The 15,835-nt window shown below is 45.9% G+C and carries 12 protein-coding genes; 4 read left to right on the top strand and 8 right to left on the bottom strand.

The genetic code is table 11. From position 1 onward, the window contains the following. Window positions 1-6: 6 nt before the first annotated feature. Complete coding sequence (locus DW251_RS05650; RefSeq protein ID WP_021868676.1) at window positions 7-951, bottom strand: HD domain-containing protein; 945 nt, start codon at window positions 949-951, stop codon at window positions 7-9. A 60-nt stretch (window positions 952-1,011) separates the two neighbouring features. Continuing rightward, window positions 1,012-2,337, bottom strand: coding sequence for a S1C family serine protease (locus tag DW251_RS05655; protein ID WP_118300465.1), 1,326 nt, complete (start codon window positions 2,335-2,337; stop codon window positions 1,012-1,014). Between the two features lie 389 nt (window positions 2,338-2,726). Here DW251_RS05655 and DW251_RS05660 point away from each other — a divergent pair, with 389 nt between their 5' ends. The 4 genes from DW251_RS05660 (at window position 2,727) to DW251_RS05675 (ending at window position 8,635) form a co-directional block, all read left to right on the top strand. Beyond that, entirely contained in the window at window positions 2,727-5,237 is a 2,511-nt protein-coding gene (locus tag DW251_RS05660; RefSeq protein ID WP_118300466.1) for an endonuclease MutS2, read from the top strand. A gap of 34 nt (window positions 5,238-5,271) precedes the next feature. After that, window positions 5,272-5,982, top strand: coding sequence for a response regulator transcription factor (locus DW251_RS05665; protein WP_021868673.1), 711 nt, complete (start codon window positions 5,272-5,274; stop codon window positions 5,980-5,982). 4 nt (window positions 5,983-5,986) lie between these two features. Then, window positions 5,987-7,393 carry a HAMP domain-containing sensor histidine kinase gene (locus tag DW251_RS05670; protein WP_021868672.1) on the top strand — a complete coding sequence of 469 codons (1,407 nt, stop codon included), beginning with the start codon at window positions 5,987-5,989 and terminating at the stop codon, window positions 7,391-7,393. Between the two features lie 207 nt (window positions 7,394-7,600). Beyond that, window positions 7,601-8,635: a hypothetical protein gene (locus tag DW251_RS05675; protein WP_118300467.1), complete on the top strand. Its 1,035-nt coding sequence runs from the start codon at window positions 7,601-7,603 to the stop codon at window positions 8,633-8,635. Window positions 8,636-8,778: 143 nt separating this feature from the next. Here the strand turns inward: DW251_RS05675 and DW251_RS05680 are convergent, their stop codons facing one another. From DW251_RS05680 to DW251_RS05710, 6 genes are all read right to left on the bottom strand, one after another. Further along, on the bottom strand, window positions 8,779-9,723 hold the full coding sequence (locus DW251_RS05680) for an ROK family glucokinase (RefSeq protein ID WP_021868670.1): 945 nt from the start codon (window positions 9,721-9,723) through the stop codon (window positions 8,779-8,781). Window positions 9,724-9,827: 104 nt separating this feature from the next. Beyond that, window positions 9,828-11,111 carry a DUF5711 family protein gene (locus tag DW251_RS05685; RefSeq protein ID WP_118300468.1) on the bottom strand — a complete coding sequence of 428 codons (1,284 nt, stop codon included), beginning with the start codon at window positions 11,109-11,111 and terminating at the stop codon, window positions 9,828-9,830. A 113-nt stretch (window positions 11,112-11,224) separates the two neighbouring features. Further along, complete coding sequence (locus tag DW251_RS05690) at window positions 11,225-12,403, bottom strand: LysM peptidoglycan-binding domain-containing protein (protein ID WP_118300469.1); 1,179 nt, start codon at window positions 12,401-12,403, stop codon at window positions 11,225-11,227. 76 nt (window positions 12,404-12,479) lie between these two features. Next, window positions 12,480-13,079 (bottom strand): spore protease YyaC, encoded by a 600-nt coding sequence (yyaC, locus tag DW251_RS05695; RefSeq protein WP_021868667.1) that lies wholly within the window; start codon window positions 13,077-13,079, stop codon window positions 12,480-12,482. Between the two features lie 193 nt (window positions 13,080-13,272). Further along, window positions 13,273-14,193, bottom strand: a complete 921-nt coding sequence (locus DW251_RS05705) for a sugar phosphate nucleotidyltransferase (RefSeq protein ID WP_118300471.1) — start codon at window positions 14,191-14,193, stop codon at window positions 13,273-13,275. Window positions 14,194-14,484: 291 nt separating this feature from the next. Then, complete coding sequence (locus tag DW251_RS05710) at window positions 14,485-15,687, bottom strand: M20 family metallopeptidase (RefSeq protein WP_021869725.1); 1,203 nt, start codon at window positions 15,685-15,687, stop codon at window positions 14,485-14,487. Window positions 15,688-15,835 lie beyond the last annotated feature (148 nt).

Here is a 15,835-nt window from a genome sequence, read left to right on the forward strand (position 1 = left end):
TCTATTTTACTCCGTTGTTCTGCGGATATTAGAGTCTAAGAAACGGTTAAATCCCAACCATCCCTTGATTTCGCCACCAGCATTTAATGCCTCGATCATGGTCTCCATCTTTGCATCTGTCGTATCTGCAAAATTCAGTGCCAGTGCCTCAAGTAAAGCCGGCTTCTTAGGAGAACCGTATTCCAGCTCCCCGTGATGTGCCAGGATACAGTGTTTTAACTCAACTGCAATACTTGCCGGAAAGCCTTCGATCTCCTTCATACGGTCTGATATCATTTCCGTGCCAATGATGATATGGCCCAGTAACTGTCCGTCATCGGTATAATCATTTTCCGGGAAACGGGACAGTTCTTTTGTCTTGCCGATGTCATGGAAAATAGCCGCTGTGATCAGCAGATCACGGTTTAACTCTTTATAATATCCTGCGTAATAATCACACAGCTTTGTAACACTTAACGTATGCTCTAACAGTCCGCCTACAAAACCATGATGAACGGTCTTTGCTGCAGAATGGAACTGGAATGCTTTTGCAAAAGCAGCGTCATCTACAAAAAAGCTGGACAGCAGGCGGTTTAAGTACGGGTTCTTTACGCTCTTGATAAATGCCAGAAGCTCTTCATACATTTTTCCGATATCCCGCTTGGATACAGGCAGATAATCAGACTCTATATACTCTCCTTCTCCTGCCTTGCGGATGCGGCGTACATTTAACTGGTTGGAGTTCTGGAATAAGGTCACATCTGCTTCAATGCAAACATAATCCATGGTATCAAAGTCTCCAACACCAGGAGAATTTAAGTCCCAGATCTTGGCATCAATGGTTCCTGTCTTGTCCTGAAGGACCAGGTTGCCATATTCTTTTCCATTTTTTGTAAGCTGGATCTGCTTATTTTTACATAAATACACATCAGATACGTGCATACCTTCACGGAAGGTTTCGATATATCTCATTTTCTTACCTCATCTTTTCTAATTTTGATTTTTTCCATAAAAGAGAGCCCGGCACCTTTCCTACCTGGCTCCCACTGTTACTTCAAATTCAATCTCTTTGTACTCATCTTTTCCATTGTTTCTCTGGACTGTTACTGTAATGCGGTCTCCTACATGGAGTTTTTCCACCTGGGCCTGGAAATTCTTCATTCCCTCGATCTTAATATCATTGATCCCGGACAAAATATCACCAGGCTGAAGTCCGGCATTATAGGCAGGACTTTCGGCAGCTGCCGCGATCATATAAATACCAGATGGCATTCCATTTTTTTCCATTTCTGAAGTAACTTCCTGACCTTCAATGCCTAAATAAGGCACCTGGATCCCATTACTTAAAAGTTCCAGAGCTCCTTTATAATCAGAAATGGACATAAATGTTTTCATGCCTGTATCCACATCCTGCTCATAGCGGTCTGTGGCCCAGCCAACCAGTTCTCCCTCTGTATTAAACAGGAAAGTCCCTGCATCTGCCTTACTTTTGATATCCGCATACAGAACACGGGCATTTCCATCTGTCATCTGTACATTTTTAGCTATATAGGAAATGAAACCATAGCTGCTGGAGTGTACCATACCTGCCGGTGAACCCATGGATATAACCAGATCTCCCTGTCTGACCCCATAGGAATTTCCCAGTTTTACCGGTTTTATCTTCTCAAACTGTGCATCATCCAGTGAAGTAGCATCTACACGGATCATGGTCAGTCCCATCCGGGAGTCTGTCTGTTTTACGGCTCCAGGAAGAACGGCACTGTCTGAAAATGCAACTTCCAGAGAGTCTGCTGTCTCTATTGCTTCTGTTGGTGCCAGGATCAGAACTTCTTCTTTTCTGGCATCGATCACAACACCTGAAAACTGTCCTGTGGTTTCAATCGGGTTATCAAACCAGTCTTTTTCATGCTGGATGGAATGGATCGCAGCAATGGAACTATCTGCTTCTGATACCAGTGTCCTTAAATTTCCGTACATCTTGTTCAGATCTTCCAGAGAATATGGATATTTTTCCAGCTCTGAACGAACTTTCTCTTCTACCGGTTCTGTCTCTTCTGTTGAAGCTTCCTGAGTCTGCTGTACCGGAGCTGATGTTTCCGGTTCATCTTTCGGTATTGTAATGGAACGGCTTTCTTCTATTTTTTCCTGCCCCATTATCTTTCTGACTACCGTTTTCGTAACTGTAAAACAAACCGCCGATATGGTCCCAAACAGTACTGCACAAATAACAGTCAATATAATATATCTGACGATCTGCCTTCTTGATAACGGCTGACGCACGATCTTCTCCTGGATAAACTGCCAGGAACGCTCTTCTTTTACGTTGTCATCCTTATCTGTACGCTTATCCGCCATTGCGTTCCTCCTTGCGAAGAATCTTATTCCTATTATAAGGTTCTTCCTGCTATTATGCAAGATGTTCTATGGGATTCTTGAGCCAAAAGTGCCCGTCTTACTGGGTTTTCGCCCCGCACCACCTGAGAAATTTCCCATAGTCAAACATAGCTTTTATGATATAATATAAAGGCGCCAAGAAAAAACAAGCGCCACCAAAGGTGGCATTTGTTTTTTATGCGCCTTTAACGAACCGTCTGCGCAAGCAGACAGTAGAGCGCGCCAGCGCGGGGCTGCGAGTGGACCTTTCACACCCACTCTGCCAGAAACATTCCAGCGACACAGACCGCATGCGTCAGCACAGGTCTTATGTCGCGGACCTTATGCAACACTCGGAGGAACCAACATTTATGAACCAAAAAGCCTTAAAAACTTTAGAATATACAAAGATCATCGCCCAGCTGGAGTCCCATGCGGCTTCCCCACTGGGTAAAGCCCTCTGCCGGGATCTTGTGCCATCTTCTGACCTGGAAGAAGTTCGTACCTGGCAGGCGCAGACCACCGACGCGGCTGACAGAGTCCGCTTAAAAGGCACTGTCTCCTTCTCCGGCCTGCGGGACATCGGCAGTTCTTTAAAGCGCCTGGAGATCGGCAGTGCTTTAAGCATCAGCGAACTGCTTTCTATCAGCTCTGTTCTTACAGTTGCTGCCCGTGCAAAAGCCTACGGCCGTCAGGACGTCCCGGAAAACACCTTTACACCACGTTTTCCAGGTCAGCAGCCACCGAAACAGACAGCAGCCGAGGAATATGTGCCTGACTCCTTAGACCCGTTATTCCAGGCCTTAGAGCCGCTTACACCAGTGAATAATGAGATCAAGCGCTGCATCCTTTCCGAAGATGAGATCGCTGATGATGCAAGTCCCGGCCTGTCCCATGTGCGCCGTTCCTTAAAAGCCTGCGCAGACCGTATCCATACCCAGTTGAACTCTATCCTGAACTCCCACCGTACCTATTTACAGGACGCTGTGATCACCATGCGTGACGGCCGGTACTGTCTCCCTGTTAAATCAGAGTACAAAAGCCAAGTATCCGGCATGGTCCATGACCAGTCTGCCACAGGTTCTACCCTTTTTATTGAACCAATAGCCATTGTAAAATTAAACAATGAGATCCGCGAACTGGAGATCCAGGAGCAGAAAGAGATCGAGACTGTTTTAGCTTCTTTAAGCAACCAGACAGCTCCTCATATTGAAGAACTGCAGATGGACATGGCACTGTTAGCACAGCTGGATTTCATTTTTGCGAAAGCTGCACTTTCCCACCAGTACCGCTGCACAGCCCCAATTTTCAATGATAAGGGCTACATCAATATCAAGGACGGACGCCACCCATTGCTGGACCAGAAAAAAGCAGTACCTATCAATGTATGGCTTGGAAAAGACTTTGACCTGCTGATCGTAACAGGTCCTAATACCGGCGGTAAGACCGTTTCCTTAAAAACCGTAGGTCTTTTCACCTTAATGGGACAGGCGGGACTTCACATTCCGGCCTGGGAAGGTTCTGAATTAGCTGTATTCGACAATGTATTTGCTGATATCGGTGATGAGCAGAGCATTGAGCAGAGTTTAAGTACTTTCTCCGCCCACATGACCAATACGGTACGTATTTTAGAGGAAGCAGACTCCCGTTCCCTCTGCCTTTTCGATGAGCTGGGAGCCGGTACCGACCCAACAGAAGGTGCTGCCCTTGCCATTGCCATGCTGTCATTTTTACACAATATGAAATGCCGTACCATGGCAACCACCCATTACAGCGAATTAAAGGTATTTGCACTTACTACCCCGGGCGTGGAAAATGCATGCTGCGAGTTTAACGTAGAAACACTGCAGCCGACCTACCGCCTGCTGATCGGTGTTCCGGGAAAGAGTAATGCGTTTGCTATTTCCAAAAAACTTGGACTGCCGGACTACATTATTGAAGATGCAAAGAACCATCTGGAAGCAAAAGATGAGTCCTTTGAGGACCTGCTTACCAGCCTGGAAAACAGCCGTGTGACCATTGAAAAAGAACAGGAAGAGATCCGTTCCTATAAAGAGGAGATCGCCCAGTTAAAATCCCGCCTCACCCGCAAGGAAGAGCATCTGGATGAGCGCAAGGACAAGGTGATCCGCAATGCAACAGAAGAGGCACAGCGCATCCTTCGTGAAGCAAAAGAGACTGCCGACCAGACCATCCGCCAGATCAACAAACTGGCTGCTGACTCCGGCATTAACAAAGAATTAGAGGCCCAGAGGACCAAACTGCGTGAGCAGTTAAAGAAAACAGACGACAAACTGGCAGTAAAGGCCAAAGGTCCAAGCCAGCCTGTTTCTGCCAAGAAGTTAAAGATCGGTGACGGCGTAAAAGTCCTTTCCATGAACTTAAAAGGTACTGTCAGTTCCCTTCCAGACAGCACCGGAAACCTGTTTGTACAGATGGGTATCCTGCGTTCCAAGGTCAATATCCGTGATATTGAACTGATCCGTGAAGACGATATCAGCGCTACCTTAGGAGATGGTTCTTCCCGTTCCTACGGTGCTGTTTCCGGTGTAGGAATCAGCAAATCCAAAAAGACCTTTTCACAGGCAAAAGGCTCTAATTCCGGCTCCGGACAGATCAAGATGTCCAAGTCCTTCTCTGTTTCACCGGAAGTCAATCTGATCGGTATGACAACAGACGAAGCAGTTCCTACTATGGAGAAATACTTAGATGACGCTTATCTGGCCCACCTGCCAAGTGTACGCGTGGTACACGGAAGAGGTACCGGCGCCTTAAAGACTGCCTGCCACAAGCGTTTAAAACAGTTAAAATATGTAAAAGACTTCCGTCTGGGCGAATTTGGCGAAGGCGGAACCGGTGTTACTATTGTTACATTCAAATAGGAACATAATCTAACTTTTAGGGAGGTAAATTGTAATGGCAGAAAAACAGCGGATACTCATTGTAGATGATGATGCCAACATCGCAGAGCTGATCTCGCTTTATCTGATGAAAGAATGTTATGAAACCATGATCGTAGGCGACGGGGAAGAAGCCTTAAAGCGTTTCCCGGAATTTAAACCAAATCTGGTACTTTTAGACCTGATGCTTCCAGGTATGGACGGCTATCAGGTATGCAGAGAGCTGCGCTCCAGTTCCCAGGTGCCGATCATCATGCTTTCCGCAAAAGGTGAGATCTTTGACAAAGTCCTTGGTCTGGAACTGGGTGCTGATGACTACATGATCAAACCATTTGACTCCAAGGAACTGGTAGCCAGGGTAAAAGCGGTCCTGCGCCGTTATCAGGCTTCACCTGCAGCTGCCATCACAGAGCCGAAACAGCAGGGTGATTATGTGGAATACCCGGACCTGATCGTAAACCTGACCAACTATTCCGTCATTTACAAAGGTCATTCCATTGAAATGCCTCCAAAAGAGCTGGAGCTGTTATATTTCTTAGCTTCCTCTCCCAACCAGGTCTTCACCAGAGAGCAGCTGTTAGATCATATCTGGGGATATGAATACATTGGTGATACCCGTACAGTAGACGTTCACATCAAACGACTGCGTGAAAAGATCAAAGATCACGCCAGCTGGGCCATTACTACAGTCTGGGGCATTGGCTACAAGTTTGAAGTAAAGAGGTGATGTAATGGCCCGCTCTCTTTATTCCAAATTTGTCCTGGGCTACCTGATCTTCGGCCTTTTAAGCGTGCTTACCATTGCCACCTTTTCTTCCGGTATAACCCGGGATTATCTGATCAAGGACCGGGCAAATGCCCTTTACGATGAGGCAAATGATATTGCGGCTTCCTGCAGTCTTATGTATCAGGGCCAGCATCAGGATATGGATCTTTTTTCCACACAATTAAAAAATGTGTCCACCTATCTGCACACAGAAACATGGGTGGTCAACAAAAGCGGCGTTGTGATCATGGACAGTAAAAATGGCAGCCGCGTCCATACCACCATCCCGGATTTTGACCCCACGGCAACGGGAAACCGTTCTTATACCATCGGCACCTATTACAAGTTATTTGACCAGAATGTACTCAGTGTTTCCGCTCCTGTGACCGGCAATTACACTACGTATGGTTACGTGCTCATCCACCTTCCCATCAGTGAGATTGCAAATTCCCAGAGCCATATTTTGGACATTCTCTACATGACCTGTGCCATTATCTTTGGCCTGTCGCTGATCATCCTTGTAGTATTTACCATCACGGTATATCTGCCTCTGCGAAAGATCGCAGCCGGTGCCAATGAATACGCTGCTGGCAACTTAAACTACCGGATCAAGGTAAAGACCCACGATGAAATGGGCTACCTTTCCAATACCCTAAATTATATGTCCGATGAGCTGAATAAAATGGAAGAATACCAGCGCAATTTCATTGCCAATGTCTCCCATGATTTCCGTTCACCGCTGACCTCCATCAAAGGATATCTGGAAGCTATTTTGGACGGCACCATTCCGCCGGAAATGTATGAAAAATACTTATCCAGGGTGATTTCTGAAACAGAGCGCCTTCATAAACTGACAGAAAGCATGCTGACTTTAAACTCCTTAGATGCAAAAGGGTTTTTATCCAGAACTAATTTTGATATCAACCGGGTAATAAAAGACACTGCCGCATCCTTTGAAGGAACCTGTGACTCCAGACATATCCGCTTTGACCTTACATTTTCCGATAACATCCAGATGGTCTACGCAGACATGGGCAAGATCCAGCAGGTCCTTTATAACCTGATCGACAATGCCATCAAGTTCAGCCATGATGACTCTGTGATCTACATCCAGGCATCCAGCAAATACGAGAAGATCTTTGTCTCCGTAAAAGATACAGGCATCGGTATTCCCAGAGACAGCATTAAAAAGATCTGGGACCGCTTTTACAAGACGGATCTTTCCAGAGGCAAAGATAAACGTGGTACCGGTCTTGGTCTTTCCATTGTAAAAGAGATCATCCAGGCACATGGTGAAAATATCGATGTGATCAGTACAGAAGGGGTCGGAACTGAGTTTATCTTCTCCCTTCCAAGTTCTACCTCTTTATAAAAATTTTTAGACGACCGGCATATTTTAACTTTTCCTTACGATTTGCTCCAGAGCCCCTTTTTAAGGGGTTCTTTGCTTTAAAAAGGGGTGGAACTGTGTTATACTTTAATGAGCCAAGTAGAAAAACAAGCGGCTGCGTTAGCAGACATTTGTTTTTCCCAAAAACTGCTCTCAGGCAATTTTTTTAAAGAAAGGACGATGAATAATATGATCCGTTTAAAAAAAGTAACTGCCGTTCTTCTTTCCGCCCTTCTTGTTTCTTCCTGCATGGCACCCTGCACCTTTGCTGCAAGCAAAACAAAAGTGGGAAAGATCAATCTGACCATTGACACGGACATCCGTTCCGGAAGCAGCGGCGGCGAAGTAGAAGTAACTCCTACCGGTGACAACACAGAATATTTCTACATCGACTCCGTGGAAGTTACCAATGACGAAGGAGATGACTGGAGCAAGTCCAATCCACCGGAAGCTGAGATCCGCATTGGTCTGGAAGATGAAGATGAATATACCTTCTCCGGTTCCAGTTCCAGCAACTTTAAGCTTACCCTTGCAAGCTCTATTAAATCCCGTTATGACAAGGTAGAATATGTAAGCGCAAGAAAAACAGACGGCGGCGCTACCATCATCCTGAACATCCGCCTTGTATTTGATAAAGATGCTGATATGAGCAATGCGGCTGCACCAGGCAGTGTAGAATGGAGCGCTTCCTCTGAAGGTACTGCAACCTGGGGCGATGTTTCTTCTGCCAAATATTTCCAGGTACAGCTGTATAAAGACGGTAACCTGGTAACACCTCCAGATGGTTCCGCTTCCACTGTTTCCGTATATGAAACCAGCTATGATTTCTCCAGCTGGGTAAGCGCAGGTTCCAAATACACCTTTAAAGTACGTTCCGTAAAAGCCAGCAACAACGCAAAGAGCAAATGGGTATCTTCCAGCTCCTGGACCCCAGGCTCCAACACTTCCGATAACAATAATACCAACACCTTCCCAGAAGGCTGGCAGAAAGCTGCTGACGGCATCCGCTGGTGGTGGCAAAATCCAGATGGTTCCTACCCTGCATCCCAGTGGAAGGAAACAGATGGAAAATGGTACTATTTCGATGCGGAAGGCTACATGGCTACCGGATGGATCAATGTTGGCGGCGTAGATTACTGCCTGGCTCCTGACGGCGCCCTGTATGTAAGCTGCACTACACCAGATGGCTACAATGTAGACGCAAATGGTGCATGGATCCACTAATTCATTGCTGCGTGCTTTGCACTCCCGCAATTCAATTACATATGACCACAAAAAACCCGCTGAGTCGATCACATCAGCGGGTTTTACTTTATTTCAAATTTTCTTTATTTCAGTTTTTATTTATTCCAGATTTTAATTTTCTTCTACAGCACCAGTCTTGCAGCTCCATAAATACCTGCGTCATTTCCCAGTGTTGCCAGTCCTAATTTTGCCTTGTTTTCAGAGATTGGGGTAAAATGATCATAATCCTTCTGGATCATATCGATCAGGAACTGTCCTGCCTTTGAAACGCCGCCTCCGATAACGAAAATCTCAGGATCAACGGTCAGAGCTACCTGTGCCAGTGCAAGTCCCAGATAATGGCTGACTGTCTTCATAACTTCCAGAGCCATCTCATCTCCTGCTTTTGCAGCGTCCAACACATCCTTAGCACTTACATTATCCCCAAATTCACGAAGGGCAGAAGGCTTGTCAGATTTTGCCATGGTCCTTCTGGCTTCTCTTGCAATTCCAGTTGCGGAACTTACCTGCTCTAAGCAGCCTACACCGCCGCAGTTACAGTGTTCCCACTCATCATCCCGTACATGGATGTGACCGATCTCACCGCCAAGGCCATGTTTTCCTGCAATGATCTTCTGATCCAGGATCACGCCGCCGCCAACACCGGTTCCCAGTGTGACCATGACCAGGTCAGAATAGCCTTTTCCGCCTCCCTGCCACATTTCGCCAAGGGCAGCTACATTGGCATCATTTCCGCTCTTTACAGGAATTCCATCTAAAAGGCGGCTTAACTCTTCCTGTGGGTTTAAGTCGCGCCATCCCAGATTGACACATACTTCCACGTATCCATCTGGCATAACAGGTCCCGGAACGCCCATTCCGGCTCCTGCAACATCTTTCTTCAGATCCAGTCCCTTTTCATCCAGTTTTTTCCGGATGGAAGCAGCTACATCCGGAAGAATGTTCACACCGCCGTCTTCTTTGCGGGTCTTTACCTCCCATTTGTCCAGTAATTCTCCTGTTGTCTCAAAAAGACCAATCTTTACACTGGTTCCTCCTATATCAACACCGATACATTTCATCCCCATGGTATATATCCTCTCTTTCTTTTATTTTACCGTAAACTTACGCCCCACGCATTTGCGCTCTACTGCCTGCTGTCGCAGGCTGTTCGTTCGTTAATGGTCTACTTTTACTTTAACCGGATCTCTTCCATTTTCTGTGTTCCCAACACAAGAAGAGTTCCAGGGAAACGTCCGGACAATACTTTTGTCACTGTAAAATCAAAACTTCCGCTGAATTTTTCCGTTCCCGCCATGTTGTAAACACAGCAGGAATTATCATTATACAGTGTGACCAGATCTCCATCTATATCAAATCCTGTATACTGGTAACTGAACGTAGTCTCAAAAACCTGGCTGCCGTCAGGGCGGTAGACCCGAAGACAATATGGATCCGCACCTTCCCCGTTGTCCGTTATCACACCTGCATACTTGTCAGTATAGCTGATGCTGCGCACATTTTCATCTAACAGGATCTGATTGACAGATTCCGGAGAAGTTTCCACTCTGGTGGAGAAAAACTGCAGTCCCTTGTCTGTAAAGATCACTGCATGGCTTTCATCCATAAAACGGACTCTGCCGGCCATAGCATCGCTCAGATCTTCCGGAAGGAAAACTCCAACCACTCGCTTAGGATCATTTTTTCCAAGACCAAAGTTATAAAATACGATCTTGTTTTTGATCATTCCCTGATCCAGATACATAAAAGAAGTGATCCACTGGGTCCCTCCCGGTGAAAGGCTTACATCCACCGGATATCCATCTCCTGAAAGAAGGGATTTTACATAAATATCCAGAGCGCTTCCGTCTTTTTTATAAAGATAAATATAACTTGCTTTGGAGTCTTCCTGTACAGAGGCTACCACTCCTTTTGCAGATACAGATAAGGACAAAATAGGCAGCGCTGTGGTTGCCTGACCCTGGCAGCCGCTTCTGTCGCAGATATAAATGGAATTTCCCTGTTTGTCCCCAACGGCAGCAAATTCGCCGTTGACAGAAACAAATGGGGATTTCATTTCATAACTCTGGATCCAGATGGTCTTTCCCCTGCCATCAATATAAGAAGCTCCGTCTTTGGTGTATTTGATCACCCCATCACCAAAGTCTACATACTCGCAGAAACTTCCCTCTCCTTTTACTGCTGCTTCCTGATTTTCCTCTGCCAGGCTCTTCTCCCACACGACCTGATAATCGTAAAAGGAATGATAACGGTCATAATAATAAATACCAAAAGCAGCACCTCCTAAGAGCACTGCCACAACTGCCAGAACAGCCAGTCGCTTCCTGACTGTCTTTTTATGAGCATTGCGGATCGCCTGTTCACTTTCCTCTTCCGTCTGATACCTGGGAGGAACGATCTGACGCCGCAATTGTCTTTTTTTATTTTCACGGTTCATTAAACTGGAATTATCCATCCTTGTCTCCTGTGAAATGTTCTTTTCTTCATACTCGCTTAAGTATACAACATTTCACAGGAAAAATCGACAGCCAATCCTTGCAAAACAAAAAATCTCCGTCCTGATATATCTTAAGGAAGAAGCAGCTTCTGACCTGCATAAATACTGTTTTCATCTGTCAGGGAATTGATCTGGCAGATCTCCTGAAGTTTTCTGATATTGTGGTATTCCTTAAAACAGATCCCGTACAGCGTTTCCCCTTCTCCTACTACATATACTTTGTAAGAAGCCTCTGCATTGGCTGCCTGGGCCTGGGTGGTCTGGGCGGCAGTCGTCTGTGCCGGTTCTGATGTTGTCTGGACTGGTGGCACTGTCTGATCCGGCGTTTCCTTGGTTAAAGAAGCTTCCACTGTCCCTGCAGTAGATCCCCCTGGTGCCATTGTCTCCGGAATTACCTCCACTGGCGTTTCCCCGGTTGTCCTGTTTCCCGCAACAGAAGAAAGATTTCCCCTGGCTTCACGGATCACTGCTTCCGGATCTACAGAAGCCACCACCTGTTCCATTTCATGAAGCCGTTTATAATTATTAAACATGGCTACACCGCCTGCCAGCACCATGACTGCCAGCACACTGCAAAGCCCGGAAAGTACACTGACCGCACTTCTCTGGCGCACAGCCGCTGTTTTATGCTCGTCCATTTTCTTTCTGAAATCCCGGATCGCCCGGTCATCGGTCTTGCTTTCTTCCCGCAGGATATCTTTCCTTGCGATCATATAATCCTGCATCATCTGGTTGCGCTCATAGTAAATACTGTATCCACGCAGCTGGTAAAAACCATCGGAAGAGGTAATATAAATAGCTTCTTCCCCGTCCAGTCCACTGTTTAAATACATCAGCTGGTTTTTCCCTGTAAAATACTGGCTGTGCTGCCTCCAGTAATTTAAAGGGCTTAAGGTAACCCCTTCTCCGGCGCACAAAAACCAGCCCTGGACTGTTCTTCGTGGGAACATGGTCTCTACCTGCTGGTATGCCTTTTTCCACGCTTCCTCTGTAAAGACCACCTTTTCCCCTTCCTGGGAAAGGATCTCCATTTCCATTGCTCCATCTACAAACACATAAGGCATGTCCTCATGGATCTCCCGGTTGCCAAGGAGCAGTCCTACCCTCAGGTTCTGGCCTGCCGTAGGCTTTAACCGTTTTAAATATGTATTTACATAATCTTCCACATAAAGCCGCAGCACTGTATCGCGTTCCCCGATCTGCCGGATGTTCTTTGGCAGTTTGGGATAAAGTTCATATAATTCGCCCATATTTTAACACCCCTTTTGCTGTTCTTATCTGTTTACGTTCTCACCTAAGAGTAGCAAAAGGAATGCAAAAATTTTGTCATATTATGGCTGTATTTTCCCAAAATCGTTCGACAAGGGTAATGCTTTCGCAAATGCAGTCTGCCATTTTCATTACCATGGAAAGACGCACACTTTGTAACATCACCGGATCATGGCTTCCGGGACCTCCCACGATCCCTGTTATGGAAATGTCTCCTACTTCCATCAGTTCTTTGGAAACTCCCAGCCCCGGTTGAAGAGCGCCTTTCCCCAATGTTGCAAATCCAACGTGATCCGGACTTCCCACAGAAGCATCTATGGCCACGATCACATGATCCGGAAAATGAGTACGGATATAAGCTGCATAAACTTCCAGGTTCATAGCATGGACCGGTTTGTCTAACGTCCCGATCACAGCTGCTTTTTTTAATCTGCATTTTCGCAGCTTATGACCTACCAAAGGCCCCAGACTGTCTCCTGTGGAACGGTCCGTTCCAATACAGAGAAATATCACTCCGGCCTTCTGTTTTTCCGCCATTGCCTCTGCGATCAGCTGGTTTAAATTTACGGCAAACCGCTCCGCTTCAAACTCTCCCATTGTATCATAATAAGAAATCTCGTCCCTTCGCTGTACCCGAAAAGACTTCCACAATCTCATCGCCAAGTTCTCCACCCCGGTATCTGTTTACTATAAATGATAAATACTTTACCTGTTATCCTGTAACTGGTTTCGTTTTTATAGTATAGGCGGGGAAAGTTGGTTTTATTCTTTTCAGATATAAAATTCAGATACAAAAAAGAGCCTTCCATTGCGGAAAGCCCTTTTCTCATCCTGAATTTGATCCATTTGATCAATCAAATAATTTCTCTTTATAAACTCCGGCATCGATCAGACCCTTGATTGCGTCTACAACTGCCTGCTTGTCCTCTTTGTAAGTAACACCAAACCACTTATCTGGTGTATCCAGAACGCGGACTTTTGCCTTACCTTCATGTACTAATTTGTCGATGATCTTTGGAAGCAGGTATTCTGCCTTGATATCACCTGGCTTTAAGCTGTCTAAGAATTCCGGGAAGCCCTTTTCCAGCTCATTTAAGAAGCTTACTGGAAGTCCCCACATATTCATGGAAACAAGCTGCTCTGGCTGAACCTTTACAGGATTTCCTGCTTCGTCAGCTGCATGAAGTCCATCTTCCATCATACGGATATCATAAGTCTCAGTTACTTTCTTTAAGATACCGTTTTCCTCTTCGCAAACGCCTCTGGTAACAGCGCCGTTGTCGCTAAGGGTATTCTTTAAAATGAAACCGCCCATGCAGATGTCATATACATCGCCGTCCTCGGTCATTTCATTTACCATATATTCATGGATCTTGCGGAAGCCTTCTTTTCCGTAGTAATCATCTGCATTGATTACCAGGAATGGGCAGTCGATCAGTCCCTTTACCATAAGAACTGCCTGGCCGGTTCCCCATGGTTTAGTACGTCCTTCTGTTACTTCATATCCTTCTGGAAGAGCATTTAATTCCTGGTATGCATAGATAACAGGGATCTGCTTTTCGATCCTGTTTCCGATGATCTCCTTAAAGTCTTTCTCCAGATCCTTACGGATAATAAATACTACTTTATTAAATCCGGCTTCGATAGCGTCATGAATGGAATAATCCATGATGATCTCACCACTTGGTCCTACAGGCGCCAGCTGCTTAATGCCGCCGCCGAAACGGCTGCCAATACCAGCTGCCATGATCACTAATGCGGTCTCTTTCATAATTCTTCTCCTTGATTTCTAAATATAGTTCAGTCATTCGCCAAACTATAAGTTTTTGTATCGGTTACACTATAACACACTTTCCAGTAAAAGGCAAAATGTTCTCTCGGAATCTTTCTGTGCCTGATTTTGTGAGAAGATTTCTTGTCAGTTGTGCCCAAATTTCTGAGGCGTACGCGGTGCGTACGTTGATGAAATTCGGGTGCAACTGGCGGAAAATCAGCCACAAAAGCAGGTGCATGAAAGACTCCGAGAGAACATAAGAGGATAAAGGGGAATTTTAATGGATTTCTATCCAAACAATACGTTTTCTGCCAGTTTTGTTAAAACCTTCTGCACTCTGCACACATCTTCATAAGGAACAAACTCATTTGGTTTGTGCGCCAGCTCCAGACTTCCCGGTCCATAAGACATACAGTTATGGTTCATTAATGTTCCTGCGATCACTGCTGTGTCGGTATAGCCATTAAAGGAACCTACCACTGCTTCCTCTCCTGTTGTCTGCTTTACTGCTGCCTTTAAATTTGCTAAAAGCTTAGAATGATCATCTTTTTCCACATAAGGCCTGTCACCGGTAATGATATAACTTCCCTTTACTCCCGGTATCTCTTCCTCTGCTTTCCTGATTGCACGGTCTACAATGGCTTTGGCTGCCGCTGTATCTGTAGGCGGCACCAGACGCATATCGATCCATACTTTCGCGCTGTCCGGCACTACATAAGGACGGTAGCCGCCTGTGATCTGACCGAAAGTAACAGTAGAAATTCCTAGGTCATGATGCTTCGGGCATGCCTTGATCTCTTTTCTGATACTGCTGATGGCTTCTGCCATGGCTGCAATGGCATCAGCTCCCTTCCATGGATTGCTTGCATGGGCGGTAATTCCTGTTATGGTCAGTTCAAACCAGGTTCTTCCCTTGTGAGCCACCTGGATCTGTCCGTCTGTAGGCTCCGTATCCAGGATCCAGTCATCTTTTGTGACCCAGCCGGCCTTAATAGCAGCTTCTACGCCACGCATAAAGTCCTCTTCATCTACAGAGCAGATCATGGAAAATGGCTTCTCCGGAAGTTCGCCCCTTTCTCCCACTTTCTTTACCATGTTTTTAAAGGCAGTTAAAGCGCAGGCAAGACCGGATTTCATATCGCAGGCTCCGCGGCCATACATTTTTCCGTCACGTACCATAGCACCTAATGGGGAAATATCTTCATCCCAGCCATCACCCAGCATAACCGTATCCATATGGCAGATATAAATAAGTCCCGGTCCCTCTGTTTTTCCAGGGATCTTTGCCATTACATTATAACGTCCAGGCAGAACTTCCAGACGACTTACATGGATCTGGTCTGCCAGCTTACCTCCAAAGTCTGTGATCTGCTTTTTAAACCAGTCTGTGATCCACAGACCGATCTCCTCTTCATAGGCTCCCGGGTCTGAGCTGTCGATCTGCACCAGCTGTTTTGCCAGTTCCCAGGCTTCCTGTTCTTCTCTTTCCATAGTATTTATCTTCTCCTTCCTGAATGACTCATACCTGCGCGCTCCCGCGTATCACAGTCATTTTATTGTGGCAATGTTAGTAAAAAAGGTGATTGCACTTGTAGCTTTACCCTACTATTATAAGAGAGGGTTAAGAATATGAAAAGCC

The organism is Clostridium sp. AM22-11AC (genome assembly GCF_003473545.1).
GTDB lineage: Bacteria > Bacillota > Clostridia > Lachnospirales > Lachnospiraceae > Enterocloster.

Excerpts from the sequence above, each read along its gene's own strand:
- DW251_RS05650 (WP_021868676.1), bottom strand. The coding sequence starts at position 951 with ATGAGATATATCGAAACCTTCCGTGAAGGTATGCACGTATCTGATGTG.
- DW251_RS05655 (WP_118300465.1), bottom strand. The coding sequence starts at position 2,337 with ATGGCGGATAAGCGTACAGATAAGGATGACAACGTAAAAGAAGAGCGT.
- DW251_RS05660 (WP_118300466.1), top strand. The coding sequence starts at position 2,727 with ATGAACCAAAAAGCCTTAAAAACTTTAGAATATACAAAGATCATCGCC.
- DW251_RS05665 (WP_021868673.1), top strand. The coding sequence starts at position 5,272 with ATGGCAGAAAAACAGCGGATACTCATTGTAGATGATGATGCCAACATC.
- DW251_RS05670 (WP_021868672.1), top strand. The coding sequence starts at position 5,987 with ATGGCCCGCTCTCTTTATTCCAAATTTGTCCTGGGCTACCTGATCTTC.
- DW251_RS05675 (WP_118300467.1), top strand. The coding sequence starts at position 7,601 with ATGATCCGTTTAAAAAAAGTAACTGCCGTTCTTCTTTCCGCCCTTCTT.
- DW251_RS05680 (WP_021868670.1), bottom strand. The coding sequence starts at position 9,723 with ATGGGGATGAAATGTATCGGTGTTGATATAGGAGGAACCAGTGTAAAG.
- DW251_RS05685 (WP_118300468.1), bottom strand. The coding sequence starts at position 11,111 with ATGGATAATTCCAGTTTAATGAACCGTGAAAATAAAAAAAGACAATTG.
- DW251_RS05690 (WP_118300469.1), bottom strand. The coding sequence starts at position 12,403 with ATGGGCGAATTATATGAACTTTATCCCAAACTGCCAAAGAACATCCGG.
- yyaC (WP_021868667.1), bottom strand. The coding sequence starts at position 13,079 with ATGAGATTGTGGAAGTCTTTTCGGGTACAGCGAAGGGACGAGATTTCT.
- DW251_RS05705 (WP_118300471.1), bottom strand. The coding sequence starts at position 14,193 with ATGAAAGAGACCGCATTAGTGATCATGGCAGCTGGTATTGGCAGCCGT.
- DW251_RS05710 (WP_021869725.1), bottom strand. The coding sequence starts at position 15,687 with ATGGAAAGAGAAGAACAGGAAGCCTGGGAACTGGCAAAACAGCTGGTG.